Origin of the sequence: Microbulbifer sp. (genome assembly GCF_051659245.1) — a bacterium.
Taxonomy (GTDB): domain Bacteria; phylum Pseudomonadota; class Gammaproteobacteria; order Pseudomonadales; family Cellvibrionaceae; genus Microbulbifer.
This window is the reverse complement of record NZ_JBOFOC010000118.1, coordinates 26604-50937: the sequence shown is the minus strand read 5'-3', so window position 1 is coordinate 50937 and position 24334 is coordinate 26604. Positions and strand designations below refer to the sequence as shown.

Here is a 24334-nt window from a genome sequence, read left to right as displayed (position 1 = left end):
GTCTCTTTGATTCCTCGTATTTTGGTAACTACTCTCCCCTCTCCCGCTTGCGGGGGAGGGGGCGCTGACCGCTCCCCCTCTCCCTAACCCTCTCCCCCAAAGGGGGAGAGGGGACTGTCGGGGAGAGTAGTTACGTATTTTGTTTATAGCTAGTCGTAAACCACCTGGGGTTGGCCGAGCCGGTTCTTTTCCACCGATTCCCGCAGCGCCACCAGCGCCCGCTGCTGGGAGATGGGCCCGATGCGCACACGGTAGAGTGTTTTACCCTCGCGCTCAACGGGGCTGACCGATACAGGATAGTCGACAACCGCCGATACCCGACCACGCACCTTGTCTGCCTGGGAGGCGCTGCCGTATGCACCCACCTGCAGGAAGGTTTTTGCGGGCAGCTTGAAGCTGGCATCTTCCGCCAGGGCTTCCCGCGCGGAAACATCTTTTTCCACCGCCAGCGTTTCTCCCGCCGTCGGCAGTGTCTCCGGGTCCAGCGCCACCACTTCCACCCGGGTCACACCCTTGTTGATGTAGCCGAGTTTCTGTGCGGCAGTGTAACTCAAATCGATAATGCGGCCCGGGACGAATGGGCCGCGATCGTTGATCCGCACGATCACGCTGCGGCCGTTTTCCAGGTTGGTGACCTTGGCGTAGCTGGGCAGCGGCAGGGTTTTGTGCGCGGCGGACATGGCATACATATTGTAGACCTCGCCGTTGGCCGTGCGCTTGCCGTGGAACTTGGTACCGTACCAGGAGGCGTGCCCCTGCTCCTGATAACCTCGTGCACCGCTGCGCACCCGGTAGGTGACGCCGTTGACGACGTAGGGGGATTTGTTGCCGGCCACACCTACCGGCTCGCGCACCGGTGTGGGTTCCGGTGCCGCCAGCATATCCACCGGCACCGGCGGGCCGCTGTCTCTGACCATATCCCCCGCGGGTTTTGCGGGTTTGCTTTGCTGGCCACCGCAACCCGCCAGCAATAGAAGGATCAATGCCGCACCCAGGTGGACGTTGTTCTTGTACATGCTTCCCCCAGCGCGCGGCACAAAAACTCCGCGCCCCCAAGCCATCGTTATCAGAAATGGTTTTTAAAATCAGATTCTATGGATTATCGGAGCAGAAAAAGGTTCAGTTTACACGGGCAGTGGTGAATTCGACATGACTCATACCACTGTTTTTCCGAGCGGGCCTGCGGCCCGCAAGCCGAACTGGAGCCCGGCGCTCCCAGGTCCCGAGTCCCGAGCCCCGAGAATATTTTACGGCTTGCCGCCGCGGGCCTTGACGATCTCCCGGCCCAGTTCATAAGCCGCCATGGCGTAGAGGCGACTGCGGTTGTAGCGGGTGATCACATAGAAGTTGTTCAGGCCGATCCAGTACTGCTTGCCTTTCTTCAACTGCAGGGAGAAAACATTGGCGGCCATATCCGACTCCACCTGGGCGGTGGTGGGAAAGCCCTGTTCCGCCAGCTCGCCCACGGTCCAGTTCAGGTCCAGGGAATCGTTCACCAGGGTCATGTCCGCGTTGGGGCGCGGCTGGCTCAATACAGTGACCGGTTCTCCGGGCTTCCAGCCGTGCTCGGCAAAATAGTTGGCCACACTGCCGATGGCGTCAGTGGTGTCTGTCCAGATATCCACCCGGCCGTCGCCGTTGAAGTCCACCGCGAAGGCGCGGTAGCTGGAGGGCATAAACTGGCCGAAGCCCATGGCGCCGGCATAGGAACCCACGAGCGCAGTGGGGTCCACTCCCTGTTCGCGGGTGAGCAGCAGGTAGTTTTCCAGCTCCTTGGTGAAAAACGGGGCGCGGCGCGGATAGTTGAAGGCCAGGGTGGCCAGGGCGTCCAGCACACGGTAGCTGCCCATGTTGCCGCCGTAGCGGGTTTCGATGCCGATAATGGCGACGATCATCTCCGCCGGCACGCCGTATGTCTTCTCGGCGGCCTCCAGCGTCTTGGCGTTCCTGTCCCAGAAATCCACTCCGCCGGCGATGCTCTGGGGGGTGACGAAGAGTTCGCGGTATTCGTACCAGGGCTTGGCCTTTTCCGCCGGGCGCTTGATGGCCTTGAGGATGGACTCCTTCAACCGCGCCTCGCGCATCAGTTCGAGGAGTTCCTCGCGATCAAAGTCGTGCTCGGCCACCATGTAGTCCACGAAATCCCTGGCGCTCGGGTTATCGCCGTGGCCGGGTTCCTGGGCGCAGGCCGCGAGTATCAACCCCATTCCGGCCAGTAGTCCTGTGGTCCACTTCAAAATAACCGCTCCTGTTCTCATAATACTTCTCTACAACTTCCGGATTTTTATCATTCAAGTTTCGGGGTTCAGTTAGGGGAGCTGTGCCACCGGCGGGTGCCTCGAACTCCGAAACTTGAGTTATCACTCTAAAACGACACCCTGCGCCGCTCGGTGCCAATGGCCATCAGGATACCAAAGCCCGCCATCAGGGTGACCACAGAGGTGCCGCCGTGGCTCACCAGGGGCAGGGGCACGCCGACCACCGGCAGCAGCCCGGTGACCATGCCGATATTCACAAATACATAGACAAAGAAAGTCAGGGTTATACTCCCCGCCAAGAGACGGCCGAAGACATCCTGGGCCATAAAGCTAATATAGATGCCCCGGGCAACGATCAGCAGGTACAGCGCCAATAGTAGCAGCGCACCGCGCAGCCCCCACTCCTCCCCCAGCACTGCGATGATAAAATCCGTGTGACTCTCCGGTAAAAAGTCCAGTTGCGACTGGGTGCCCTGCATGTAGCCCTTGCCGTACAGCCCTCCGGAGCCGATCGCCGCCTTGGATTGGAAGATATTCCAGCCGGCGCCCAGGCGATCGGCATCGGGATTGAACAGGGTGAGGATGCGCTGGCGCTGGTAATCCCGCAGCCCCCACTCCCACATGGGCCAGGAAGCCGCCACCAGCGCCACCAGCGCGCCGCCGATCATCTTCCAACTGAGCCCCGCCAGGTAGAGAGCGAACAGGCCGGAGGCGGCGATCAAAATGGCTGTCCCCAGGTCGGGCTGGCGAACGATCAGCACCGACGGCACCGCGGCAATGGCCAGCGCCCCCAGTACGGTGAGGAAAGACGGCGGCAGGGGCCGGCTGTGCAGGAAGGCGGCCACGGACAGGGGTACCGCCAGCTTCAGCGCCTCGGAGGGCTGGAAGCGAAACCCGGCGATCTCCAACCAGCGCTGCGCGCCCTTGGCCCCCACCCCCATAAACAGCACTGCCACCAGCAGGCCGCAACCGCCCACATAGAGCCAGGGCGACCAGCGCCGGTACATATCCACCGGCACCTGGGCGGCGACGAGCATCACCGCGAAAGCCAGCGCCAGGAACACCGCCTGCCGGCGCACGTAGTGCACCTCGCCGCCGGCGGCGCTGTACAGCACTATCAGGCCTACACCGGAGAGCAGCATCAACAGAAGCAGCAGGGGCACGTCGATATGCCAGCGGCGCGACAGGCTCGCCGGGCGGGAGAGACCGCCGTGGGAATCCGGCAGCCGGTGCATGTAATCGCGACTAGCCACGGTTTCCCCCCTCGCCGTCCGCTTCGGCGGCGCGCACGGTGTTTTCCATCGGGCGCGACATCCAGTCGAAAAACAGCTCCCTGGCCACCGGCGCGGCCACCGCGCCGCCGCCCTCGCCGTTCTCCACCAGCACCGACACGGCGATCTGCGGGTCGTCCACGGGGGCGAAGGCCACGAACAGCGCGTGGTCCCGGTGGCGTTCTTTCAGTGCTTCGGAGTCGTAACGCTCACCCTGGGCGATACCCACTATCTGGGCGGTGCCGGACTTGCCGGCAACCCTGAAATCCAGCCCGGCGCCGGCTTTTTTACCAGTGCCGTGCACGCTGTTGACCACGGATTCCATCCCCTCGAACACCAGTTTCCAGTGCTCCGGTCTAGCCTCCACGTGGTGCAGAATTTCCGGCGGCTCCTCCACGCCGTCCACGGCCATCACCACCTGGGGTTTGTAGTGGGTGCCGCGGTTGGCCATGGTGGCGGTCATCACCGCCAGTTGCAGGGGCGTGGCCAGTACGAAGCCCTGCCCCAGCACCGCGTTCAGGCTGTCCCCGGGGAACCAGGGCAGGCCGCGGGCACCGCGCTTCCACGCCCGCGAGGGGAAGAGGCCGGGGCGTTCCACCGGCAGGTCGATTCCGGTCTTCGCCCCCAGGCCGAAGCGGCTGGCGATATCGTGCATACGATCGATATTCCACTTGTGGGCCATATCGTAGAAGTAGACGTCGCAGCTCTCCGTCAGCGCCTGGATCAGGTCCACCTTGTTGCCGTGGCCCCAGCGCTTCCAGTCCCGATAGCGCCGGGTGTCGTTGGGCAGCCGGTAGAACCCCGGGTCCTTGATGGTGGTTTCGGCGGTGATCACCCCGTCCGCCAGGCCGCCCAGGCCCATCATCGGCTTGAGGGTGGAGCCCGGGGGATACTGCCCCTGCAGGGCGCGGTTGAACAGTGGTACGTCGAGGGAGTCGCTGAGCGCGCGGTAGTCGTTGAAGCTGATGCCGGTGACGAACAGGTTGGGATCGAAAGACGGCTTGCTGACGAACGCCAGCACGCCGCCGGTGTTCACGTCGATGGCCACCACCGCGCCGCGGTGTTCGCCGAGGGCCTCGGTGGCGACCTTCTGCAGGCGGGCGTCCAGGTGCAGGGTCAGTTCCCTGCCCGGCTCGGGGTCGTGGCGCTCCAGTACCCGCAGCACTCGCCCGCGGGCGTTGGTCTCCACATTCTCGTAACCCACCTCGCCCAGCAGCAAATCCTCGTAGGAGCGCTCCAGCCCCACCTTGCCGATGCTCTGGGTACCGCTGTAGCGGCGCACGTCCTCTTCGCTGAACCGGGCCAGATCGCGCTCGCTGATGCGGCCCACGTAGCCCACGCTGTGGGCGAAGAGGTCGGCGAGGGGGTAGTAGCGCACCAGTTCCGCTTCCACGGACACGCCGGGCAGGCGGAACTCGTTGACGCTGATGCGCGCGATTTCGTCCTCGCTGAGGCGGAAGCGCAACGGTATGGGCTCGAACGGCCGCCGCCGCTGCAGGCGCTTGCGGAATTTCTGTACGTCGCTGTCTTCCAAGCGCACCAGCTGGCCCAGCAGCTCCAGGGTGGCGTCCATGTCGCGGATCCGCTCGTGGACGATGGCCAGGGTATAACTGGGGCGGTTGTCCGCCAGCAGGGTGCCGTTGCGGTCGTAGATCAGCCCGCGGGTGGGCGCCACCGGGCGCACCTGGATGCGGTTCTCGTCGGACTGGGTGCGGTAGTCGTCGTAGTTGACCACCTGCAGGTTATAGAGGCGCGCCACCAGCACCCCCAGCAACACCGCCACCCCCGCGAGCGCCACCAGCATGCGGTTGCGAAACAGCCGCTGCTCGGTGAGGGGGTCTTTGAAGTGCAGATCGTGCATGGGGTGACTGGAAGTTTGGCGCGTAAAATTGATTACAGAGTGTACAGGGATAATGCGGAATGATGAATGCGGAATGCGGAATAAACAGCGAAACCACCACATTCACGAGGCACATCCCTGTGCCCCGCCCGCGTTGCGGGCAGCCTTCGGCTGTGCAAATTTGTTCCAGACAAATTTGTCCGCATTATTTGTGATACGGGTGCCCGGCGAGTAGTGTCCAGGCGCGGTACAGCTGTTCCGCCAGTACCACCCGCACCAATGGGTGCGGCAGGGTGAGCGGCGACAGGGACCAGCGCTGCCGGGCGCGCGCCAGGCAATCGGGCGCCAGGCCGTCCGGCCCCCCGATCAGCAGACTGACGTTTTCGCCCAGCATCTGCCAGTCCGCCAGTTGCCGGGACAGCTGCTCCGTGCTCCAGGGTTTGCCCTTCACATCCAGCGCGACTACGTGGTCGCGCGGCGCCAGCGCCGCCAACATCGCCTCGCCCTCTTTCTGGCGGGCCCTTTCCACCAGCGCCGGCGAGCTCTTTTGGCCGCGCTGGCCCAGGGGGATTTCCACCATTTCCAGGACTATTTCCCGGGGCAGCCGCTTGGCGTACTCGGCGTAGCCTTCCTGAACCCAGCGCGGCATCTTGCCGCCGGCGGCGAGAATACGGATTTTCATCAATCTCTACACGTAGGGTGGATAAGCGCAGCGCATCCGCCAGTCACCACCGGGACGGTGGATGCGCTGCGCTTATCCACCCTACGCATTCACTGCCTCCCGGTGGGGGTCATGGACCAGAGCTTCTCCAGGTCGTAGAAGCTGCGCACTTCCGCCAGCATCACGTGCACCACCAGGTCCCCGTAGTCCACCAGCACCCACTCGCCCTGCTCCTTGCCCTCGACGCCGATGGGACGGGCTCCGGCTTTCTTGCCCTCCTCCACCACATTGTCCGCCAGGGACTTCACCTGGCGGTTGGAGGTGCCGGTGCAGATCACCAGGGTGTCCATCACATCGCTCATTTCCGAGACGTCCAGGGCGACGATGTCCTTGCCCTTGAGATCTTCCAGTGCCGCCAGGGCGATATCTTTGATATTCGTCATAACACCTTTGCTTGAAACCTTGACTAGGGGCCGCTTTGAGTGGCCGTTCGATAGAGTTGTTTGTTTTCAATATATTGCAATACCGCATCCGGCAGCAGGTAGCGCGGCGACCGGCCAGCGGCGATCAATTGGCGGATACCGGTGGCGGATATCGGCAGCAGTGTCTGCTCCCGCACCACCAGGCGCCCGCGGGTCTCCCGGTGCAGTTGCTCCACCTCGCCGCCGCGCCTCTCCAGCAGTTCCGCCACCTTCCCCTCCCCGGGCAGCCGCCAGCCCGGGCGGGCGACCACCACCAGGTGGGCCAGCTCCAGCAGGCGCTCCCAGCGGTGCCAACTGGGCAGGGTGAGCAGCGAATCCAGCCCCATGCAGAAGCTGATGGATACTTCCTCTCCCAATTCCCCGCGCAGTTCCTCCAGGGTGTCCACCGTGTAGGTGGGGCCGGGGCGCTGGAGTTCGCGTTCGTCCAGTTGCAGTTCCCCACAGCCCGCCAGCGCAAGCGCCAGCATCTGCCGGCGGTGTTCCGCCGACACCCCCGGGCTCTCCCGGTGGCGCGGCTGGCGGCTGGGTAGAATGCGCATCTCGTCGACCCCCAGCGCCTCGCGAAGCTCCAGGGCCATACGCAGGTGGCCGAAGTGCACCGGGTCGAAGGTGCCGCCGAACAGGGCGATGGTGTGCAGCTCGCTCATCAGGTCAAACCGCGGCGTGGATAAGCTGCGACGGTGGATGCGCTTCGCTTATCCACCCTACGAAACGACTTATTCCTGTAGGAGCGGGCCCTGCCCGCGAAATACCCTTGCGCTGATCGCGGGCATGGCCCGCTCCTACAGGGTGGTTTCCCTGAATCAATGTGGATTTCCTATAGGTCAGGTTCATTGCCGAACGTGGCCATCCCCCAACACTATCCACTTCTGCGAGGTCAGCCCCTCCAGCCCCACCGGGCCGCGGGCGTGGATCTTGTCGGTGCTGATACCGATCTCCGCCCCCAGGCCGTACTCGAAGCCGTCCGCAAAGCGGGTGGAGGCGTTGACCATCACCGAGCTGGAGTCCACTTCGGCGAGGAAGCGCCGGGCGCGGCTGTAGTCCCCGGTGACAATGGCTTCGGTGTGGCCGGAGCCGTAGCGAGCGATATGGTCCATGGCCGCATCCATATCCCCGACGATACGAATGGACAGCACCGGCGCCAGGTACTCCTCGCTCCAGTCCGCCTCCGCGGCGGGGTTGCAGTCCTCGAGGATCTTGCGCGTCCGCTCGCAGCCGCGCAGCTCCACGCCCTTCTCGCGATAGGCCTGCGCCAGCTTCGGCAGTATATCCCCGGCGACGCCCTCCGCCACCAGCAGGCTCTCCATGGCGTTGCACACGCCGTAGCGGTGGGTCTTGGCATTCAGCGCGATATCGAACGCCTTTTGCAGGTCCGCGCGGTCGTCGATATACACATGGCAGACGCCGTGCAGGTGCTTGATCACCGGCACCCGCGCATCGCGGCTGACCCGCTCGATCAGGCTGGGGCCACCGCGGGGCACTATCACGTCCACGTATTCCGGCATGCTGATCAGTGCGCCCACCGCCGCGCGGTCGGTGGTGTCCACCACCTGTACCGCGGTCTCCGGAAGCCCGGCCTCTGCCAGGCCGGCGGCGATGCAGGCGGCGATGGCGCCGTTGGAGTGCAGCGCTTCGCTGCCGCCGCGCAAAATGGTGGCGTTGCCGGATTTCAGACACAGGCTGGCGGCATCGATGGTCACGTTGGGGCGGGATTCGTAGATGATGCCCACCACCCCCAGGGGTACGCGCATCTTGCCCACCTGGATGCCGCTGGGGCGGTATTTGAGGTCATCGACCTCCCCCACCGGGTCCGCCAGTTCGGCAATCTGGTGAAGGCCGTCGATCATCCCGTCGATCCGCTCGCCGGTGAGTTCGAGCCGGTCCAGCAGCGCCGCGTCCAGGCCATTGTCGCGCCCCGCCTTCATGTCCCGGTCGTTGGCCTCGGCGATCTGATCGCGGCGGGCGTCCAGTTGTTCGGCAATGGCATGAAGTGCGCGGTTCTTGGTGGCGGTATCCGCCCGCGCCATCCGCCTCGATGCCTCGCGGGCGGCGCGGCCCATCTCTTCCAGTCTGGCTTGAGTGGATTGTTCACTGGTATTTGCGGCGCTACTGGTCACTCCAACTCTCCGTTCTGTTCTCTTGCTGTTCTCTGGGGCCGCGCAGTATAACCCACCGGACTGCGGATTCACCGGGCCACAGGGGCTTATTCTCGACTCCAGCGATCCAGGCTGGCGGCGATAGTGGCCAGGCGTTCCAGGGGATCGGAAGTGGCCAGCAGTTCCACACGCACCCGGTCCTCCAGCGGCAGCAGTTGCGCCAGTTGCCAGGACAGGGCGTCGGCGCTGTCCACCGGGGCAAACTGCAGGGACAGCATGGCTGCGTGTTGCTTCAACTCCCGCAATACTTCGAGCAGGCCGTCGCAGTTCACGGGCACCGGCCTGGCCGGCTCGTCCGGCAGCCACTCCACCTCGTCGCCGATCAACAGGCCGTCCTCCGCACGGTGGGTTTCCAGTATCCGGAAGCGGCGCTGGCCGCGCACCTGGATATGCAGCAGGCCCTCTTCCCCCTGGCTCCAGTCGACGATCTGCACAGTGAGCCCCACCGGCCAAACCGAAGCGCGGCCCACTTCCTTCCCCTCGCGAATCAGCGCCACGCCAAAGCCACTGTCCGTCTTCAGTGTCTCGGTCACCAGGCGCAGGTAGCGCTGCTCGAAAATACGCAGGGGCAGAGTGACCCCGGGGAACAGCGCCATACCGAGGGGGAAAAGGGGAATCTGTGGCAAAAGTGGTACTCCCGATTCGATCGTCCGAGTTCCAAAGATATCATTCGCGCGGGGCGCGACTTCTTATAGAAAAGAATTGTATGCCAGCTGGACTAAACTTTTCGGAGAATCCCTTTTGGAGTCCCCCATGCGCTGGCGCCAGGGCCGCAGAAGCGAGAATATCGAAGACCGCCGCGGCCAGTCCCCGCGCTCGGGCAACCGACTGGGAAATCTTTTCGCCCTGGCCCCCCTGCTGCTGCGCAGTAAAAAGGCCTGGCTGATCCTCGGCGTGATCGTCGCCATCTACTATTTCAGTGGCGGCTTGGAATACCTGCCCGGCGGCGGCCAACCCCCTCCCCTCAGTACCGAACAGCCCGGCCAGCCGGGCACGCCCGGCGACGAGGTCGCCGATTTCGTTTCCGTGGTACTGGCGGACACCGAGGACACCTGGGACCAGTTGTTCCAGACCGCCGGCCTCCAGTACCAACCGCCCAAGCTGGTGCTCTACCACGACACCGTGCGCTCCGCCTGTGGTTTCAATACCGCCGCGGTGGGCCCTTTCTACTGCCCCGACGACAGCAAGATCTACCTGGATCTGGATTTTCTCAGCGACCTGAAACAGCTGGACGCGCCGGGGGATTTCGCCTTCGGCTACGTCATCGCCCACGAAGTGGGCCACCATGTGCAGAATCAGCTGGGCACCACCCAAAAGGTACAGCAGGCGCGCCTGCAGTCGGACAAAGCCACTGCGAACCGGCTGTCGGTAATGCTGGAATTGCAGGCGGACTGCTTCGCCGGCGTCTGGGCCTACTACGCCAACCGCGACCGGCAGATGCTGGAGCCGGGCGACCTGGAGGAGGGCCTGGCCGCCGCCTCGGCAGTGGGCGACGACCGCCTGCAAAAACGCACCGGGCGCGCGGTATCCCCCGACGCCTTTACCCACGGCAGCGCCAAACAGAGGGTCTACTGGTTCAAGCAGGGCTTCAACAGTGGCGACGTAACCAAGTGCAATACCTTTGCCGCCCTGGCGGGCCAGTGACAGCCGCGCTAAGCTGCTCTCCGTAAACGACGATTCCCGGCCGGTAGCACCGGCCCATTTTATGGAGAAAACCCATGCCAAAGGCCACAGCCCGCCACATCCTGGTGGAAAACGAAGAAGAGTGCCTCAAGCTGAAAAAAGAGATCGAAGAGGGCGCCGACTTCGGCATCATCGCCCAGGAACACTCCAAGTGCCCCTCCGGCCGCTCCGGCGGAGAGCTGGGGGAATTCAGCCAGGGGCAGATGGTGCCGGAGTTCGACAAGGTGGTATTTTCCGGCGAATTGAACAAAGTGCTGGGGCCGGTGGAAACCCAGTTTGGGTATCACCTGATCGAGGTTACCGACCGCAGCGACTGATCCGAGGTTTCAGCCGCATCGGCCGCGGTGGTCCGCAAAACAATTATTTCATCCAATAGCAACGGCCGGAGTCGATATCCAGGCATACGCCACTGGCAGCCACTGGCAGCCATTGGCGCAGGGCTTTTCAGGTCACGACTACCGGCCGCTCCCACGCATATCCTGCAATTCAATCGCGATAGCGCTTGGTCAGATCCCCGTAGGCCTCGATGCGCCGGTCGCGCAAAAACGGCCACCAGCGCCGCACATTCTCGCTGCGCGCCAGGTCCACATCCGCCACCAGCACTTCCGCCTGTTCGCCAGCGGTCGCGATGAATTCGCCCTGGGGACCGGCGACGAAACTGTGGCCCCAGAACTGCGAACCCTGGGTCTGTGCCGTCGGGTCCGGCTCGAAACCGATCCGGTTGGCGACCAGCACCGGCAAGCCGTTGGCCACCGCGTGGGCGCGCTGGATGGTGATCCAGGCATCGCGCTGGCGGCTCTGCTCGGCCGCGTCATCCGCCGGGTTCCAGCCGATGGCCGTGGGATATAGCAGCAGGTCCGCGCCAGCCAGCGCCATCATGCGCGCCGCTTCCGGATACCACTGGTCCCAGCACACCAGCAGGCCCAGCTTGCCGACACTGGTGTCGATGGGACTAAAGCCCAGGTCGCCAGGGGTGAAGTAAAACTTTTCGTAGTAACCGGGATCATCCGGGATATGCATCTTGCGGTAGATGCCGGCAATGCTGCCGTCCCGCTCCAGCACCACCGCGGTGTTGTGATAAAGGCCGGCCGCACGCCGCTCGAACAGGGAGATGACCAGCACGATGCCGAGTTCCCTGGCGAGGGCGCCGAACTGCTCGGTGGACGGGCCGGGAATCGGTTCGGCCAAATCGAACAGGTCCGTGCTCTCGTGCTGGCAGAAATACAGGCCCGTGTGCAGCTCCTGCAACAACACCAGTTGGGTGCCGCGCGCGGCGGCCTCGCGGATACCGGCGATGGTAGCCCGCACCGTCTGCTCGCGATTGTCGGAACAAGCCTGTTGCACCAGGCCAACGCGCAGGATTTTCTTACTCATAAACTCTCCGGTATTTACCCACTTGCGTAACTACTCCCCCGGTAGGAGCCTGCTTGCAGACGAACAAGAACGAAACTCCGTAGCCGTTCGCCTGCAAGCAGGCTCCTACAAGGTGGTTCCCCGAAATCAATCCGGGCTCCCTAGGGGTGAGTAGTTGCCACTCGGTATCTGCATGGTCACACAGTGCAGGCTGCCGTACTGCTCGATCAGCGCGCGGCAGTCGATGCCGATCACTTCGCGGTTCGGGAAGCAGGGGCGCAGGCGCGCCAACGCCTCATTATCATTTTTATCGCCGTAAACGGGCACCAGCACCGCGCCGTTGATGATCAGGAAGTTGGCGTAGCCCGCCGGCAGGCGCCGGCCGTCCTCGTCGAAGACCGGCGCCGGCAGGGGCAGCGGTACCAGCTTGTAGGGCTCGCCGTCCCCGCGGCGGAAGGCGGCCAGCTCCACGGCCATGGCCTGCAGATCCGCGAAATGCGCATCGCCCCGATCCTCACACGCCTGATAGGCGATGGTCCCGGCATCGCAGAAGCGGGCAATGGTATCGATGTGGCCGTCGGTATCGTCGCCGAGCAGGTCTCCGTGGCGCAGCCACAGCACCCGCTCCACCCCGAACAGCGGCTTGAGGAAATCCTCTATCTGCGCCTTGTTCAAATGCGGGTTGCGGCTGGGCGCCAGCAGGCAGCGCTCGGTGGTGAGCAGGGTGCCGGTGCCGTCCACCTCGATGGCGCCGCCCTCCAGCACGAAATCCAGCGCTTCCACTTCCGCCGCCAGCGCGCCCTGCTCCGCCAGCTTGCGCGTGATCCGGTTGTCGCGACCGGCCGCGAACTTGCCGCCCCAGCCGTTGAACACGAAGTCCAGGTGCCGAAGGCGGCCGCTGCGGAACACGGTGATGGGCCCGTGGTCCCGCACCCAGACATCGTCGCTCTCCACCCGGTATATATGCAAGCGCTGCGGGCGGGCGCCGGCCAGCACCAGGCGGTCGCGCAGAAGGGCCGGTTCCAGGCCGTAGTTGATATGCACATTCTGGTAGCGGCTTATGGTCGCGGCTATCTCCACGAAGCAGCGCTCCACCGCAGCGAAGTGCCGCGCAAAATCCCCATCGGCGCGCGGCCAGGTCAGCATCACCGCCGACTGGGGCGCCCACTCCGGGGGAAGAAAGGATGAGTTCATAACTGGACCCGGAAAGACTCGGAGGTGCTGGATTCTAACCGCTTTGCGTATTCTTCGCTCACTGGGAGCGCGGGGCCATCTACGGGGAGCTGAGGGCTCCTTACCGGGAGCTGAAGGCTCTTTACCGGGACTCCTATTGTAGGATGGGCAAAGCGGAGCGTGCCCATCAACCTCCCGGAAGATGGGCACGTCGCTACGCTCCTTTGCCCATCCTACAACTGTGGGAGCCTGCTTGCAGGCGAACATTCCCGGTGCCTTGCCACGACCTCAATTCGCCTGCAAGCAGGCTCCTACAGGGGGATTCCGCTCAACTTAGTACCATTCGGGTCAGGAGCTAGCCATCTCGCCCTCTCCCACCGCCTGCGCCTTTCCCATTTCTTCCGGCGCCCCCAGCGGCTTGAACAGCAACAACAGCAGCGGCAACAGAGTCAGCGATCCCAACAGCGCCGCGGACATGGCCAGTGCAGTGAGCAGGCCGAAGTAGATGGACGGCACGAACTTGGACAGGGCCAGGATGGAGAAGCCGGCGATAATGGTAATGGCGGTATAGAACATGGCGCGGCCGATGGTGGCGTGGCTGCGGTGCATGGTGGCCAGGTAGTCGCCGTCCTTTTCGAATTCGGCGCGGAAACGATAGAGGTAGTGGATCGCGTGGTCCACACCGATCCCCACGGTGATCGCGGCGATGGTGATGGTCATCATGTCCAGCGGAACACCGGCCAGGCCCATGCCGCCGAGCACCACGCAGGCGGCGAGCATATTCGGCACCAGGGCGATAATGGCCAGGGACAGGGAGCGGAACAGCACCAGGAACATCAGCAGGATGCCCACGAACACCGCGCCCAGGGTGAGTATCTGCGACTTGAACAGGCTCTGCAGCATATTGTTGTAGAGCACCAGCAGGCCGGTCTGGCGAATATTTTCCGGCGCTATCCCCATGTTGTCTTCCGCATAATTGTAGATCCGCTGGATCAGCTCCTCGCGGCGCAGGTTGGGATCGGTTTCCATGGCGCGCAGGGTAATTCGCGCCTGGCTGTGTTCAACGGACAGATAGGGGGCTACCAGCACATCGTTGATGTCCTCCGGCAGGCTGGTGCGCGCCACTGCCAGTTCGAAATCGTTAAGAGGGCCGTTGTTTAAATCCCGTGCCACTTTGTACAGGGTGGCCAGGGACTGCACCTTGCCAATTTCCGGTTGCTGCTCCAGGAAATCGTGCAACTGCTCTATTTTCGCCAGGCCGGCGACGGTAAACCAGTAGCTGTTTTCCACTGTTTCCTCTTCCCCGCCGAATGGATCATCGGCGGCAAAGGGGTCTTCCCCGGCAAAGCCGTCGTCCGCCACATCCATGGCGAAGGGGTCCTCCTCGCCCTCGAATGCGGGAGCCTCTTCCTCCGGTTTATCCAGAATGATATCCAGGGTCACGGTACCCCCCAGGCGCTGATCGATCACCTGCATGCCCTGGTAAATTTCCGTGGATTTGTCGAAGTAGTCGATAAAGCGGTTTTCCACCTTCAACATGGAGATACCCACGGCGCTGACCACCGCCGCCAGTAGCGAGACGCCGAGCACAATGCCGCGACGCCGCTCGGCGAAGCGGGAAAAAATCAGGGTGAAAACTCCGGAGTTGTCTTCCCCGACGCCGTCGGTACGCTTGCGCAGCAGCATCAGTGCCGCGGGAATAATCGCGAACGACAGCACCAGCGCCAGGGTCACGCCGATGGTCATCATCCAGCCAAAGTCGATCACCGGGCGGATGCCGCTCACCACCAGCGATACGAAGGCCACCATGGTGGTCAGCGCGGTGTACAGGCAGGGCTTGGCCATAAACTGTACCGTCTCCATCGCCAGCCGCCGGCGGTCCCAGTCCGGGTTCTGCGCGGCGAACTCGCGGTAGCGCACCGCCAGGTGAATGGTGATGGCCAGGGTGATAATCAGCAGCAGGGCGACGAAGTTGGCGGAGATGACCGTGAGACGCCAGTCCAGCCAGCTGAGCAGGCCCAGCATCGTCACCGCGGTAACCACGCAGGTGGCCAGGGGCAACAGAACCCAGCGCGCCTGCCGGAAAATAACCAGCAAGGTGACGATAATAAACAGCAGGATACCGCTGCCGAAGACCACCAGGTCGCTCTTGATAAAGGAGATCATATCGGCGGTGATCATCGATACGCCGCCGAGGAACAGCTCGGCGTTGCCCTTGTAGTCGGTGAGGATTTCCCGCACCTCTTCCACCCGCTCTCGGGAGCGCTGCTCCCCCTGGGTGCGATGCTGCAGGTAAGCGGCACTGACCTCCTCCAGACGCGCGGCCTCTTCCCCACTCAGCCCTTCATCGCTATTGCGTTTGCGGCGCAGGGCGTCGCGCTCGCGCACCAGTTCCAAGCCCCGGCGGTCCAGTTCCAGGTTGAGCAGCAGTGCGGTGGTCTGGCCGTCCGGGCTCAGGATCAGTTCGCGGTATATGGGGCTGGAGAGAAATTCCTGGCGCGCCAGCTTTCTGTCCGTGCCCGGGGTGGAGAGGGTGCGGATGCCGTCGGCAATATCGGCGATCGCCGGTTTGGGACTGTACAGCAGCGGAACATCGAGAATGGTCTGCACACTGGTAATGCCTTCCACCTGCGCCAGCTCATCGCGCAGGCGACGCAGGGTGGCCAGGGAGTCGTCGTCGAACAGGTCGCCGTTCTTGTAGCGGTAGGTGGCCACCAGGAAGTCGCCGGAGGAATAGCGCTCGGCGATCTCGCGGAAATAATCCAGGGAGTCGTCGGCTTCCAGGGTGAGGGAATCGGCGGAGGCGTCCAGCTTGAAGCGCGGCAACCCCGCAGCCGCGATCAGAGTGAGCAGCGCGACGATCACCAGCACGGTCTTCGGGTGCTCAATTACCAGTTTTTCGTAGCAGGTCTTTAAAGCTGACAACATGGCTATTCGCTTATTAAAAATAGAAATTCTTTAAAATTTTCCTGGCTTGATGGGCACGCTACGCTTTGCCCATCTACAGGTCTTTCCCTGTAGGAGCCTGCTTGCAGGCGAACACGGCGGTTGCAACAGGGCTTGGCAATGTTCGCCTGCAAGCAGGCTCCTACAGGGGGATATTCGAGAGTTTTGCAGGATGGGCAAAGCGCAGCGTACCCAGCCATTTTTTTCTCAGGCGTCAGCGGTCGATATGCCCCAGGTCGCGTTCCGGGAACAAGAGATCGCGCACGCGTTTTTTCAGTTCCTTGGGGCCGGGAAAACCGCCGTCCCGCACACGCTCCCAGATCAACTGGTCGTCGACGAAAATTTCAAACACGCCGCCGCTGACCGGTTTGAGCGCCACCTGCTCCAGATCATCGCCAAAAGTGTAGAGCAGCTCCTGGGCCATCCAACTGGCGCGCAGCATCCAGTTGCACTGCACGCAGTAATGAATCGTTACCGTAGCCTTCACACTTCCCCCCATTTGGGCAGCAGTTTCTGTTCGATGCCCAGTTGATCCATCAATCGCGCCACAACGAAGTCCACCAAGTCCTCCACCGACTGCGGCTTTTGATAGAAGCCGGGGCTGGCCGGCAGTATCACCGCGCCCATGCGCGTGAGCTTGAGCATATTTTCCAGGTGGATTTCCGAGTAAGGCGCCTCCCTCGGCACCAGAATCAGTTGCCGTCGCTCCTTCAACGCCACATCCGCGGCGCGCTCGACCAGGTTGTTGGAGGCCCCGCAGGCGATCGCCGACAGGGTACCGCCGCTGGCCGGGCAGATCACCATACTGGCGGCGCTGCCGGAACCGGAGGCCACCGGGGAAAACCAGTCCCGCTTGCCGAACAGTTGCAGTTGGCCCTCGCGGGCGTCGAAGCGGCGGTGGAAAAATTCCTCCAGTTCCTTGTCTCCCTCCTGCGGCAGCCGGCAGTCGGTCTCGGTGTCGATCACCACTTTGGCCGCATCGGAGAGCAGCAGCCAGACCCGGCAGTCGGCGGCCAGCAGGCACTGCAGCAGACGCAGGCCGTACTGGGCGCCGGAAGCGCCGGTTATGGCCAGGGTGACTGTTTTGTTGTATGAAGATTGGGCCAAGGCTGTTTCCGCGTAGGGTGCGCTGTGAGACTGTGAAAGTATTCCTGCTCAACTCTAAAGATCGCGCTCCTACGTGGCTACTTTAGATTTAGCAGGCCCAAACTCGCTTAGTATTTGCGAGAGAGCACCAATATCGGCTATTAATTGATCAACCTGGTGTGTTCAAAAAATTCTTTCACAGTCTCTGTGCGCACCTTATATCGATTGTCGATTCCAAGGGGGTTCCGGGCGGTGCGCACGGCGCACCCTACGGCTACGAGTTCCGGCCGTGCCTCTTTTCCAATGCCCCCAGCAGGCGCTGGTGGATGCCGCCAAAGCCACCGTTGCTCATCACCACGATATGGCTGCCGGGGGCGGCCAGATTGACTGCGGATTCTACCCCAGCGTCGATATTGTCGAAAATCTTCGCCGGCACAGTGGAATGGTGAACCACTTCACCCAGGGACCAGTCCATCCCCGCCGGCTCGTACCAGAGCACCAGGTCGGCGCCGGCGCAGGCGTGGGCCAGTTGTTGGCGGTGAACCCCCATGCGCATGGTATTGGAACGCGGTTCGATCAGGGCGATGATCTTTTCGTCCCCCACCTTCGCACGCAGCCCGTTGAGGGTGGATTCGATGGCGGTGGGATGGTGGGCGAAATCGTCGTAGACGCGGATTCCCCCAACCTCTCCCAGGCACTCCATGCGGCGCTTGACCCCCTCGAACAATCCCAGGGCCTGCGCAGCCAGGCCGGGTGAAACGCCGACGTGGCGCGCGGCGGCCATGGCGGAGAGGCCGTTGCGTACATTGTGCAGCCCGGTCTGCTGCCATTCCACCCGCGCCACCTCGGCGCCGCGGAAGTTCACCGCAAAGCTGCCGCCGTCCGCGGCGATATCCATCGCGCACCAGTCGGCCAGGTGGACGCCCTCCTCGCCCTCGGTGGAAAAACGCTGCAATTCGCTCCAGCAGCCCCGTTCCAGCACTTCCTCTACCGACCCGTCGGCGGCAGCTACGATCAGGCCGTTGCCCGGTACGGTGCGTACCAGGTGTTGGAACTGACGCTGGATGTCCGCCAGGTCGCTGAAGATGTCCGCGTGGTCGAATTCCAGGTTGTTAATGATCAGGGTATGCGGGCGATAGTGTACGAACTTGGAGCGCTTGTCGAAAAAAGCGGTGTCGTACTCGTCCGCCTCCACCACGAAAAATGGCGTATCCCCCAGGCGTGCGGATACGCCGAAGTTCTTCGGCACGCCGCCGATCAGGAAGCCGGGATGCATACCCGCGTGCTCCAGTATCCAGGCCAGCATGCTCGCGGTAGTCGTCTTGCCGTGGGTGCCGGAAACCGCCAGTACCCAGCGGCCGCCAAGAAAGTGATCACAAAGCCACTGCGCGCCGGAGGTATAAGACAGGCCCCGCTCCAGCACCGCCTCCACCGCCGGATTGCCGCGGGACAGGGCGTTGCCGATGATCACCAGGTCCGGCGCCGGCTCCAGTTGAGCCGGATCGTAGCCCTCGGTGAGCTGGATTCCGGCATGCTGCAACTGAGTGCTCATGGGCGGGTAGACATTGGCGTCACTGCCGGTGACCCGGTGCCCTTCGGCCACCGCCAACTGGGCCAGGCTGCCCATAAAAGTACCGCAGATACCTAGAATATGGATGTGCATGCCGGTTATGCCTACTCCTACTAATTGCGGCGCAAGCTTACCATGGCACTTGAGCGCAGTAATTGCCAAATCCCGCGTTTTCGGTGCAATTGCAACGTCATTCCATTAGACTGCGCGCCGAATTTGCCAGCCTCTCCCTCCATAGGATAGATATGTCGAAGAAGAACGCTTTTTATGCCCAATCCGGCGGCGTCAGCGCCGTGATCAATGCCTCCGCCTGCGGTGTGATCGAGGCGGCGCGGGAACACCACGACCGGATCGGCAACCTGTACGCGGGGCTGAACGGCATTGTGGGCGCACTGCGCGAAGAGCTGATCGACGTAAGCCAGGAGAGTTCGGACAATATCACCGCCCTGCGCCACACCCCCTCCGGCGCCTTCGGCTCCTGCCGCTACAAGCTGAAGAGCCTGGAGGAGAACCGGGCGGAATACGAGCGTCTGATCGAGGTGTTCAAGGCCCACGATATCGGCTATTTTTTCTACAATGGCGGCGGTGACTCTGCGGACACCTGCCTGAAGGTCTCCCAGTTGTCAGAGAAGATGGGCTACCCTATCCAGGCCATCCATATCCCCAAAACCGTGGACAACGACCTGCCGCTGACAGACAACTGCCCCGGCTTCGGCTCGGTAGCCAAGTACGTGGCTGTTTCCACCAAAGAGGCATCGCTGGACGTGGCCTCCATGTGCGCTACTTCCACCAAGGTCTTCGTCTTCGAAGTAATGGGCCGCCACGCCGGCTGGATAGCCGCCGCCAGCGCTCTGGCCCAGGACCAGCAGGGTGATGCGCCCCATATCATCCTGTTCCCGGAAGTGGCCTTCGACAAAGAGAAGTTCCTGGCCAAGGTAAAACAGACCGTGGAAGAAAAGGGCCACTGCGTCGTCGTCGCCTCCGAGGGCGCCCAGTATGCCGACGGCACCTTCCTCGCCGACTCCGGCACCACCGACGCCTTCGGCCACAAGCAGCTCGGCGGCGTGGCGCCGACCCTGGTCAATATGATCAAGCAGGAACTGGGTTTCAAATACCACTGGGCGCTGGCGGACTACCTTCAGCGTGCCGCGCGCCATATCGCCTCCGCCGCCGACGTGGCCCAGGCCTATGCCGTGGGCCGCGCCGCGGTGGAAATGGCCGTGGCCGGGAAGAGCGGCGTGATGCCCGTCATCGTGCGGGATTCCGGCCCGGAGTACAGCTGGTCCGTGGGCGAAGCCCCGCTGACCGAAGTGGCCAACAGGGAAAAGATGATGCCGCGGGACTATATCAGTGAGGACGGCTTCGGCGTCACCCAGGCCGCGCGCGACTACCTGCTGCCGCTGATCCAGGGCGAGGATTACCCGCCGTATAAGAATGGCGTGCCGCAGTATGCGCGACTGAAGAAGGTGTTGGTGGAGAAGAAGCTGAAGGAATGTTTCAGCGTGTAACCAAGTGGCGCCATGTGGGTCTTAGAGCCTGTAGACATTTCCTGGGATATTTGCTCCTGACGGCGAATCCCGGCTCGCTTGTCCTCTGGATCTGAGTTATGCCGCCTTGTCGATCCTGGCCGCGGGTTCTCTGCCGATCACCTGGACCACCTTGGGTGGCAATCCAGCCAAAATAATAAAAGCCATCGAAGCATAAAACCTCGCAACATCCGGCCCGCTCCCGCGGGCCCTTCAACGAGTGGCACATCCAAATTGCGAAGACAATTTTATTATGGCGCTGCCATGTGCACTCCCCCTTGGATCAGCGACGCGAACGTCTTCGCCGCGTCCGCCTCACTGCAGTTTCCTCGCACCATCGCGGCCGAGAGCGCCTCGCCCGCGCCGATCAGGCCGACGCAGCGCCGTTCCAGGTCGACTTGCGGCAAATTAACGTACGGCTCCAACACGGCAGCGAACAACTGGACATAGCCATCGAGTAGCTCCTGGTACACCGCCTCCTTTTCCTCACTGCCCGTCAGCGCCGCTCCAATCGCATGCCACTCGCCGCTGGTATCCGCATAACAGTGGATGTATGCGGACGCGAGGGCCTCGATAGTCTCCTCGAGGCTTCGCTCTCCGGTGATCAACCCTTTCCGGAGTGCGTTTGCCTGCTCTCGGTCGATCGATTTGTAGAGCTCGATCAGGAGCTTCGAGCGCGTACCGAAGTGATCGTAGGCCACCGGCTTGGAGATGCCGGCACGCGCGGCCAGGTGCCCCAGGGTCAGCCGATCCGCCCCCTCATCCCGGACGATCTGAAGCGCCGTATCGAGCAATTGGCGCCGCCGCTCTGCCCTGGACAGCCTTCGGGAGGTTAATATGTGATCACTTTTCATCGCGTCTTCCTGTTGCATAACCTACTAAAAGTAGCTTATTGTGTTAAAAGCTACTTTTAGTAGGTTTTAACACGGAGAAAGGAGAAGTCGCAATGTCCACGGTTCCCATCCTGCTCATCGGCGGCGCTGGCATCGTTGGCCGCCAGACAGCACGATTGCTGCGCGCCGCTCATCCCGATATGCCGCTGCTGATCGGCGGTCGCGATCTCGCCAAGGCCAAGGAAGCCGCAGCCGAAATCGGCAATGCCGAAGCCGCAAAGATCGACCTGGCCACCGCCGACCTCGGGCTCGGTGAACGCCCGGTCAGCTCCGTGGCGATCTTTTTCACGGATACCACGGTCGCCGCACTGCGTTTCGCCCAAGCGCGCGGCGTACCGTACATCAGTATATCCCCGGCCATACACGAGGTCGGCCCCGAAGTCGCGGCATACATGCACGAACCGAGTGCCTCGCCAATCGTCCTCGGTACCGAATGGCTGGTGGGCGCCACAACGATACCCACGCTTGAGTTCGCCAAGGCGTTCGGTCACGTTCACGACATCTGTATCGGTGCCCTGCTCGACGAACAGGACGAAGGCGGCCCGGCGGCATTCGCCGATCTGGAACGCCAAACAAAGGCCATTCCCGCCGTGCTGGCTCGCAGCGACGGCACCTGGTTCTGGCGCACCGTCGACGATGCCAGGGCCGAATTCCGCGCCGCCGATGGCACCGTGGTGCAAGCCTCCGCCCTGTCGCCACATGACGTCGTCGGTCTGGCGACCGCAACCGGCGCACCGAACGTGGAGTTCAATCTGGCCATAGGGACGAGCTCCACCCGCCGTCTCGGCGAGCCGATGTCGACCGAGATCATCATCGAGCTCGCAGGGGAAGATCCTTCAGGTCATCCGCTGCGCACTCGCCATGCGGTCATCCACCCCGAGGGGCAAATGCCACTCACTGGGCTCGGGGTCGCCATGGTGCTCGAACGGCTGACCGGACTCGATGGAAACCCCGCACCCCCGGCCGGGCTTTACTTCCCGTATCAGTTGCTCGAACCCAGGGCCTATTTCGCCCGCTTTGAGCAGATGGGCGGAAAGATTCTGAAGCTGGAGGGGATGTGAGAATCAAGCACTAGAGGTGGATGCAGCTTAATCAGAAAAAAAGAGGCATACTATTCAGCCTTCTTTTCATACCACTCTTTCATGACATACCAGACCTTCTTTTTGACACCATTTTCGGAAAGCAGGCCTTTACGATTCCAGTAGTCCTGGATGTTCGCCAGCGGCCGTCGAGGAGACAGGAAGTCCTTCAAAATCCATGGCGACACGCCGCGAAGACCCACCATGTTATCCAACATCTCCAGGTTGTAACGGTAGACAAGTGCCTGATTTTCTTCGGTAAACACCTGGTGTTCGTCACCGTGGAATCCCTGCAGGGCACCCGCACCAAACTCGCTCACAATAATGGGCTTATCGTAATCAGATACCCAGCGATAGTTTGCGCACTCCTCCGGGGCATCTTCATACCAGCCACAATAGGTATTGATACCAATCACATCCACTTTTTCTGCAAACGGGTCGTCAACGCGGCGACCGTATTCGGTGGTACTCTGAGTATTGATAGCAGCAGTCACCAGACGAGTTGGGTCCAAGCTGTGCACCTTATCCACCAGTTTTCCCAGGAATTCAGTGCGTACTTCGTCTTTCGGGGTTTCATTCGCAATGGACCACAGGATAATTGCGGCGCGGTTCTTGTCCCGAGTCAGCATTTCCGTGTACTGGGTTTCCGCCTTCTGATAAACCTCCTCACTACCAAACTGGATATCCCAGTAAACCGGGATTTCCGCCCACACTAATAGCCCCATTTCATCGGCGATACGCAGCATGGCTTCATTGTGCGGATAGTGGGCCAGGCGCACGTAGTTACAACCCAGCTCCTTGGCCCAGCTCAGCAGGGTTCGCGCATCTTCTTCACTCCAGGATCGGCCGGCGCCTTTGGGGCTCTCCTCGTGGATGGAAATACCACGCAGGAAGACAGACTCACCATTCAAGAGGATTTCTGTACCGTTAATATCAACGGTACGAAACCCAATGCGATCGACCACCTCGCTACCATTGAATGCGATCTCGATTCCATAAAGTTTGGGGTTTTCCGGCGTCCACAATTGCGGATCAGCCGGAATGATTACTTCTGCCTTCCCGTTTTTATCCAATGCAACGGTTGCGTTGATACCCAGCTCAGGAACTCGAAATAGAACTTTGGATTTCTTGCTGTAGTCACCAGCCGCCTTGAAGTATGCCTTGATGGCTGGCTCTGAACCCGGAGCATAAACTGCGGAGTAGTCAGAAATATAAGCATTCTCCAGCTCGAGCAGTTTGACAGAGCGTGTGATACCACCATAGTTCCACCAGTCAGTACTCATGGTCGGAATATAATCCGGCTCCCTGCGATTGTTAACTTTTACTACCAGGGAGTTTTCGCCGTCCTTCAAATTGTCATTGACATTAAACTGGAACGGGGTGAATCCGCCTTCGTGCCCACCAAGGAACTCGCCATTGAGATATACTTTTGCAATATAGTTAACCGCCCCTAAGTAGAGTACATAATTCTTGTTCTTACGCTTATCTACAGTAAATTTCCGGTGATACCAGACAGATCCCTCATATCTGAACAGCTCTTTATCCTGAGTATTCCAGTCTCCCGGGACCTGCAGCTTCATGCTGCTGGAAAAATTGTATTCAACCAACTGTGAAGGACTGCTCGGGACAGTGTTTGTGAAGAATTTTCTTTTGTCGCCAACATCAAACGCATCAATAATCACGTTCCACTCGCCATTCAGACTCTGGTAATCCCGGGATTCCGTATTCTGAATGAGCTCTACCGCGAACGCGGAAGGCAACCAGCCGATGAGTAAAATAAGCCAGCACTTCATATTCTCTCTCTACTTACTAAAGTAAGGCAGAAGGGAAGGATACTCATCTCCCGGGACCGTACAAGACAGGGATACCGATTGCGATCGTACAGAGATGTATATGCCGAAATGGGTATCCCTTCCTTCCGACCCGGTAGTATGTAACCGCGCTCTTCCCCAACTTATCCAGCCCGGTTAATCCAGGTGAAAAACCGTCTGCAGTTGAGTCGTCTTCGGGCTCTTATCCGTTTCTGTATCCATGATATCGGCCATGTAGGCCCACCATTTCTGCATAACCGCCCTTTGAGGAAGATTATCCATTCCGTGGTTTTCGGCACGCTTTAGTACGGCGAACAATTGAAGAGTGTCCCGGTGAAGATAAATGGAATAGTCTTCAATTTCGGCCGACTTTAATTCTTCAACCAATTCAGGCCATATTTCGTCGTGCCGCTTCTTGTACTCCGCTTCACAGCCTGCTTTCAGCTGCATTACAAATGCAATTTTTTCCATAACGGTAAACTGTCTGATCTCCGAGAAAGGCAATTCCTGAAAGTGACAAAATCAGCCAGGAAAAAAACCTGGCAA

Annotated in this window: 22 protein-coding genes; 4 read left to right on the top strand and 18 right to left on the bottom strand. The window is 61.5% G+C overall.

The window, feature by feature from the left end:
* Positions 1-149: 149 nt before the first annotated feature.
* The 9 genes from ACRC0P_RS12755 to ACRC0P_RS12715 form a co-directional block, all read right to left on the bottom strand.
* A complete protein-coding gene (locus tag ACRC0P_RS12755; RefSeq protein ID WP_438631478.1) occupies positions 150-1016 on the bottom strand; it encodes a septal ring lytic transglycosylase RlpA family protein in 867 nt (288 codons plus the stop codon).
* A gap of 231 nt (positions 1017-1247) precedes the next feature.
* Positions 1248-2237: a lytic murein transglycosylase B gene (gene mltB / locus ACRC0P_RS12750; RefSeq protein WP_438631476.1), complete on the bottom strand. Its 990-nt coding sequence runs from the start codon at positions 2235-2237 to the stop codon at positions 1248-1250.
* A gap of 128 nt (positions 2238-2365) precedes the next feature.
* Positions 2366-3493 (bottom strand): rod shape-determining protein RodA, encoded by a 1128-nt coding sequence (gene rodA, locus ACRC0P_RS12745; RefSeq protein WP_438631494.1) that lies wholly within the window; start codon positions 3491-3493, stop codon positions 2366-2368.
* 10 nt (positions 3494-3503) lie between these two features.
* Positions 3504-5390, bottom strand: a complete 1887-nt coding sequence (mrdA, locus tag ACRC0P_RS12740) for a penicillin-binding protein 2 (RefSeq protein ID WP_438631474.1) — start codon at positions 5388-5390, stop codon at positions 3504-3506.
* Between the two features lie 184 nt (positions 5391-5574).
* Positions 5575-6051: a 23S rRNA (pseudouridine(1915)-N(3))-methyltransferase RlmH gene (rlmH, locus tag ACRC0P_RS12735; RefSeq protein WP_438631472.1), complete on the bottom strand. Its 477-nt coding sequence runs from the start codon at positions 6049-6051 to the stop codon at positions 5575-5577.
* Positions 6052-6140: 89 nt separating this feature from the next.
* Positions 6141-6473, bottom strand: coding sequence for a ribosome silencing factor (rsfS, locus tag ACRC0P_RS12730; RefSeq protein ID WP_438631470.1), 333 nt, complete (start codon positions 6471-6473; stop codon positions 6141-6143).
* Positions 6474-6496: 23 nt separating this feature from the next.
* Positions 6497-7159, bottom strand: coding sequence for a nicotinate-nucleotide adenylyltransferase (gene nadD / locus ACRC0P_RS12725; RefSeq protein WP_438631468.1), 663 nt, complete (start codon positions 7157-7159; stop codon positions 6497-6499).
* Positions 7160-7342: 183 nt separating this feature from the next.
* Entirely contained in the window at positions 7343-8629 is a 1287-nt protein-coding gene (locus ACRC0P_RS12720) for a glutamate-5-semialdehyde dehydrogenase (protein WP_438631466.1), read from the bottom strand.
* A gap of 86 nt (positions 8630-8715) precedes the next feature.
* Positions 8716-9294: an LON peptidase substrate-binding domain-containing protein gene (locus ACRC0P_RS12715; protein ID WP_438631464.1), complete on the bottom strand. Its 579-nt coding sequence runs from the start codon at positions 9292-9294 to the stop codon at positions 8716-8718.
* Between the two features lie 127 nt (positions 9295-9421).
* Here ACRC0P_RS12715 and ypfJ point away from each other — a divergent pair, with 127 nt between their 5' ends.
* Together ypfJ and ACRC0P_RS12705 are read left to right on the top strand one after the other, a co-directional pair.
* On the top strand, positions 9422-10312 hold the full coding sequence (gene ypfJ / locus ACRC0P_RS12710; RefSeq protein WP_438631462.1) for a KPN_02809 family neutral zinc metallopeptidase: 891 nt from the start codon (positions 9422-9424) through the stop codon (positions 10310-10312).
* A 74-nt stretch (positions 10313-10386) separates the two neighbouring features.
* Positions 10387-10668: a peptidylprolyl isomerase gene (locus ACRC0P_RS12705; protein ID WP_438631460.1), complete on the top strand. Its 282-nt coding sequence runs from the start codon at positions 10387-10389 to the stop codon at positions 10666-10668.
* Between the two features lie 169 nt (positions 10669-10837).
* Here ACRC0P_RS12705 and ACRC0P_RS12700 read toward each other — a convergent pair whose 3' ends face one another.
* The 6 genes from ACRC0P_RS12700 to mpl all read right to left on the bottom strand — a co-directional run bounded on the left by ACRC0P_RS12700 (position 10838) and on the right by mpl (position 18572).
* Positions 10838-11725, bottom strand: a complete 888-nt coding sequence (locus tag ACRC0P_RS12700) for a carbon-nitrogen hydrolase (RefSeq protein ID WP_438631458.1) — start codon at positions 11723-11725, stop codon at positions 10838-10840.
* A gap of 126 nt (positions 11726-11851) precedes the next feature.
* Positions 11852-12898, bottom strand: coding sequence for an agmatine deiminase family protein (locus tag ACRC0P_RS12695; protein ID WP_438631456.1), 1047 nt, complete (start codon positions 12896-12898; stop codon positions 11852-11854).
* Positions 12899-13225: 327 nt separating this feature from the next.
* Positions 13226-15805, bottom strand: coding sequence for an efflux RND transporter permease subunit (locus ACRC0P_RS12690; RefSeq protein WP_438631454.1), 2580 nt, complete (start codon positions 15803-15805; stop codon positions 13226-13228).
* A 232-nt stretch (positions 15806-16037) separates the two neighbouring features.
* Positions 16038-16310, bottom strand: a complete 273-nt coding sequence (locus ACRC0P_RS12685; RefSeq protein ID WP_438631452.1) for a SelT/SelW/SelH family protein — start codon at positions 16308-16310, stop codon at positions 16038-16040.
* A complete protein-coding gene (locus ACRC0P_RS12680) occupies positions 16307-16930 on the bottom strand; it encodes a flavin prenyltransferase UbiX (RefSeq protein WP_438631450.1) in 624 nt (207 codons plus the stop codon). Before ACRC0P_RS12680 ends, ACRC0P_RS12685 begins: the two co-directional genes overlap by 4 nt.
* A 253-nt stretch (positions 16931-17183) precedes the next feature.
* Positions 17184-18572, bottom strand: a complete 1389-nt coding sequence (mpl, locus tag ACRC0P_RS12675) for a UDP-N-acetylmuramate:L-alanyl-gamma-D-glutamyl-meso-diaminopimelate ligase (RefSeq protein WP_438631448.1) — start codon at positions 18570-18572, stop codon at positions 17184-17186.
* A gap of 152 nt (positions 18573-18724) precedes the next feature.
* Here mpl and ACRC0P_RS12670 point away from each other — a divergent pair, with 152 nt between their 5' ends.
* Positions 18725-19987 carry a 6-phosphofructokinase gene (locus ACRC0P_RS12670; protein WP_438631446.1) on the top strand — a complete coding sequence of 421 codons (1263 nt, stop codon included), beginning with the start codon at positions 18725-18727 and terminating at the stop codon, positions 19985-19987.
* Between the two features lie 269 nt (positions 19988-20256).
* Here ACRC0P_RS12670 and ACRC0P_RS12665 read toward each other — a convergent pair whose 3' ends face one another.
* Entirely contained in the window at positions 20257-20859 is a 603-nt protein-coding gene (locus ACRC0P_RS12665) for a TetR/AcrR family transcriptional regulator (protein ID WP_438631444.1), read from the bottom strand.
* Positions 20860-20951: 92 nt separating this feature from the next.
* Here ACRC0P_RS12665 and ACRC0P_RS12660 point away from each other — a divergent pair, with 92 nt between their 5' ends.
* Positions 20952-21959: a hypothetical protein gene (locus ACRC0P_RS12660; RefSeq protein WP_438631442.1), complete on the top strand. Its 1008-nt coding sequence runs from the start codon at positions 20952-20954 to the stop codon at positions 21957-21959.
* A gap of 50 nt (positions 21960-22009) precedes the next feature.
* On the opposite strand, the gene ACRC0P_RS12655 is transcribed toward ACRC0P_RS12660, so the two are convergent.
* Together ACRC0P_RS12655 and rhaM are read right to left on the bottom strand one after the other, a co-directional pair.
* Positions 22010-23770, bottom strand: coding sequence for a glycoside hydrolase family 2 protein (locus ACRC0P_RS12655; RefSeq protein ID WP_438631440.1), 1761 nt, complete (start codon positions 23768-23770; stop codon positions 22010-22012).
* Positions 23771-23944: 174 nt separating this feature from the next.
* Positions 23945-24259, bottom strand: a complete 315-nt coding sequence (gene rhaM / locus ACRC0P_RS12650) for an L-rhamnose mutarotase (protein WP_438631438.1) — start codon at positions 24257-24259, stop codon at positions 23945-23947.
* Between the last annotated feature and the right edge of the window lie 75 nt (positions 24260-24334).

What these genes read in the sequence shown, in the direction of transcription:
- ACRC0P_RS12755 (WP_438631478.1), bottom strand. Translation starts at nt 1,016, where the DNA reads ATGTACAAGAACAACGTCCACCTGGGTGCGGCATTGATCCTTCTATTG.
- rodA (WP_438631494.1), bottom strand. Translation starts at nt 3,493, where the DNA reads ATGCACCGGCTGCCGGATTCCCACGGCGGTCTCTCCCGCCCGGCGAGC.
- mrdA (WP_438631474.1), bottom strand. Translation starts at nt 5,390, where the DNA reads ATGCACGATCTGCACTTCAAAGACCCCCTCACCGAGCAGCGGCTGTTT.
- rlmH (WP_438631472.1), bottom strand. Translation starts at nt 6,051, where the DNA reads ATGAAAATCCGTATTCTCGCCGCCGGCGGCAAGATGCCGCGCTGGGTT.
- rsfS (WP_438631470.1), bottom strand. Translation starts at nt 6,473, where the DNA reads ATGACGAATATCAAAGATATCGCCCTGGCGGCACTGGAAGATCTCAAG.
- nadD (WP_438631468.1), bottom strand. Translation starts at nt 7,159, where the DNA reads ATGAGCGAGCTGCACACCATCGCCCTGTTCGGCGGCACCTTCGACCCG.
- ypfJ (WP_438631462.1), top strand. Translation starts at nt 9,422, where the DNA reads ATGCGCTGGCGCCAGGGCCGCAGAAGCGAGAATATCGAAGACCGCCGC.
- ACRC0P_RS12705 (WP_438631460.1), top strand. Translation starts at nt 10,387, where the DNA reads ATGCCAAAGGCCACAGCCCGCCACATCCTGGTGGAAAACGAAGAAGAG.
- ACRC0P_RS12700 (WP_438631458.1), bottom strand. Translation starts at nt 11,725, where the DNA reads ATGAGTAAGAAAATCCTGCGCGTTGGCCTGGTGCAACAGGCTTGTTCC.
- ACRC0P_RS12695 (WP_438631456.1), bottom strand. Translation starts at nt 12,898, where the DNA reads ATGAACTCATCCTTTCTTCCCCCGGAGTGGGCGCCCCAGTCGGCGGTG.
- ACRC0P_RS12690 (WP_438631454.1), bottom strand. Translation starts at nt 15,805, where the DNA reads ATGTTGTCAGCTTTAAAGACCTGCTACGAAAAACTGGTAATTGAGCAC.
- mpl (WP_438631448.1), bottom strand. Translation starts at nt 18,572, where the DNA reads ATGCACATCCATATTCTAGGTATCTGCGGTACTTTTATGGGCAGCCTG.
- ACRC0P_RS12670 (WP_438631446.1), top strand. Translation starts at nt 18,725, where the DNA reads ATGTCGAAGAAGAACGCTTTTTATGCCCAATCCGGCGGCGTCAGCGCC.
- ACRC0P_RS12665 (WP_438631444.1), bottom strand. Translation starts at nt 20,859, where the DNA reads ATGAAAAGTGATCACATATTAACCTCCCGAAGGCTGTCCAGGGCAGAG.
- ACRC0P_RS12660 (WP_438631442.1), top strand. Translation starts at nt 20,952, where the DNA reads ATGTCCACGGTTCCCATCCTGCTCATCGGCGGCGCTGGCATCGTTGGC.
- ACRC0P_RS12655 (WP_438631440.1), bottom strand. Translation starts at nt 23,770, where the DNA reads ATGAAGTGCTGGCTTATTTTACTCATCGGCTGGTTGCCTTCCGCGTTC.
- rhaM (WP_438631438.1), bottom strand. Translation starts at nt 24,259, where the DNA reads ATGGAAAAAATTGCATTTGTAATGCAGCTGAAAGCAGGCTGTGAAGCG.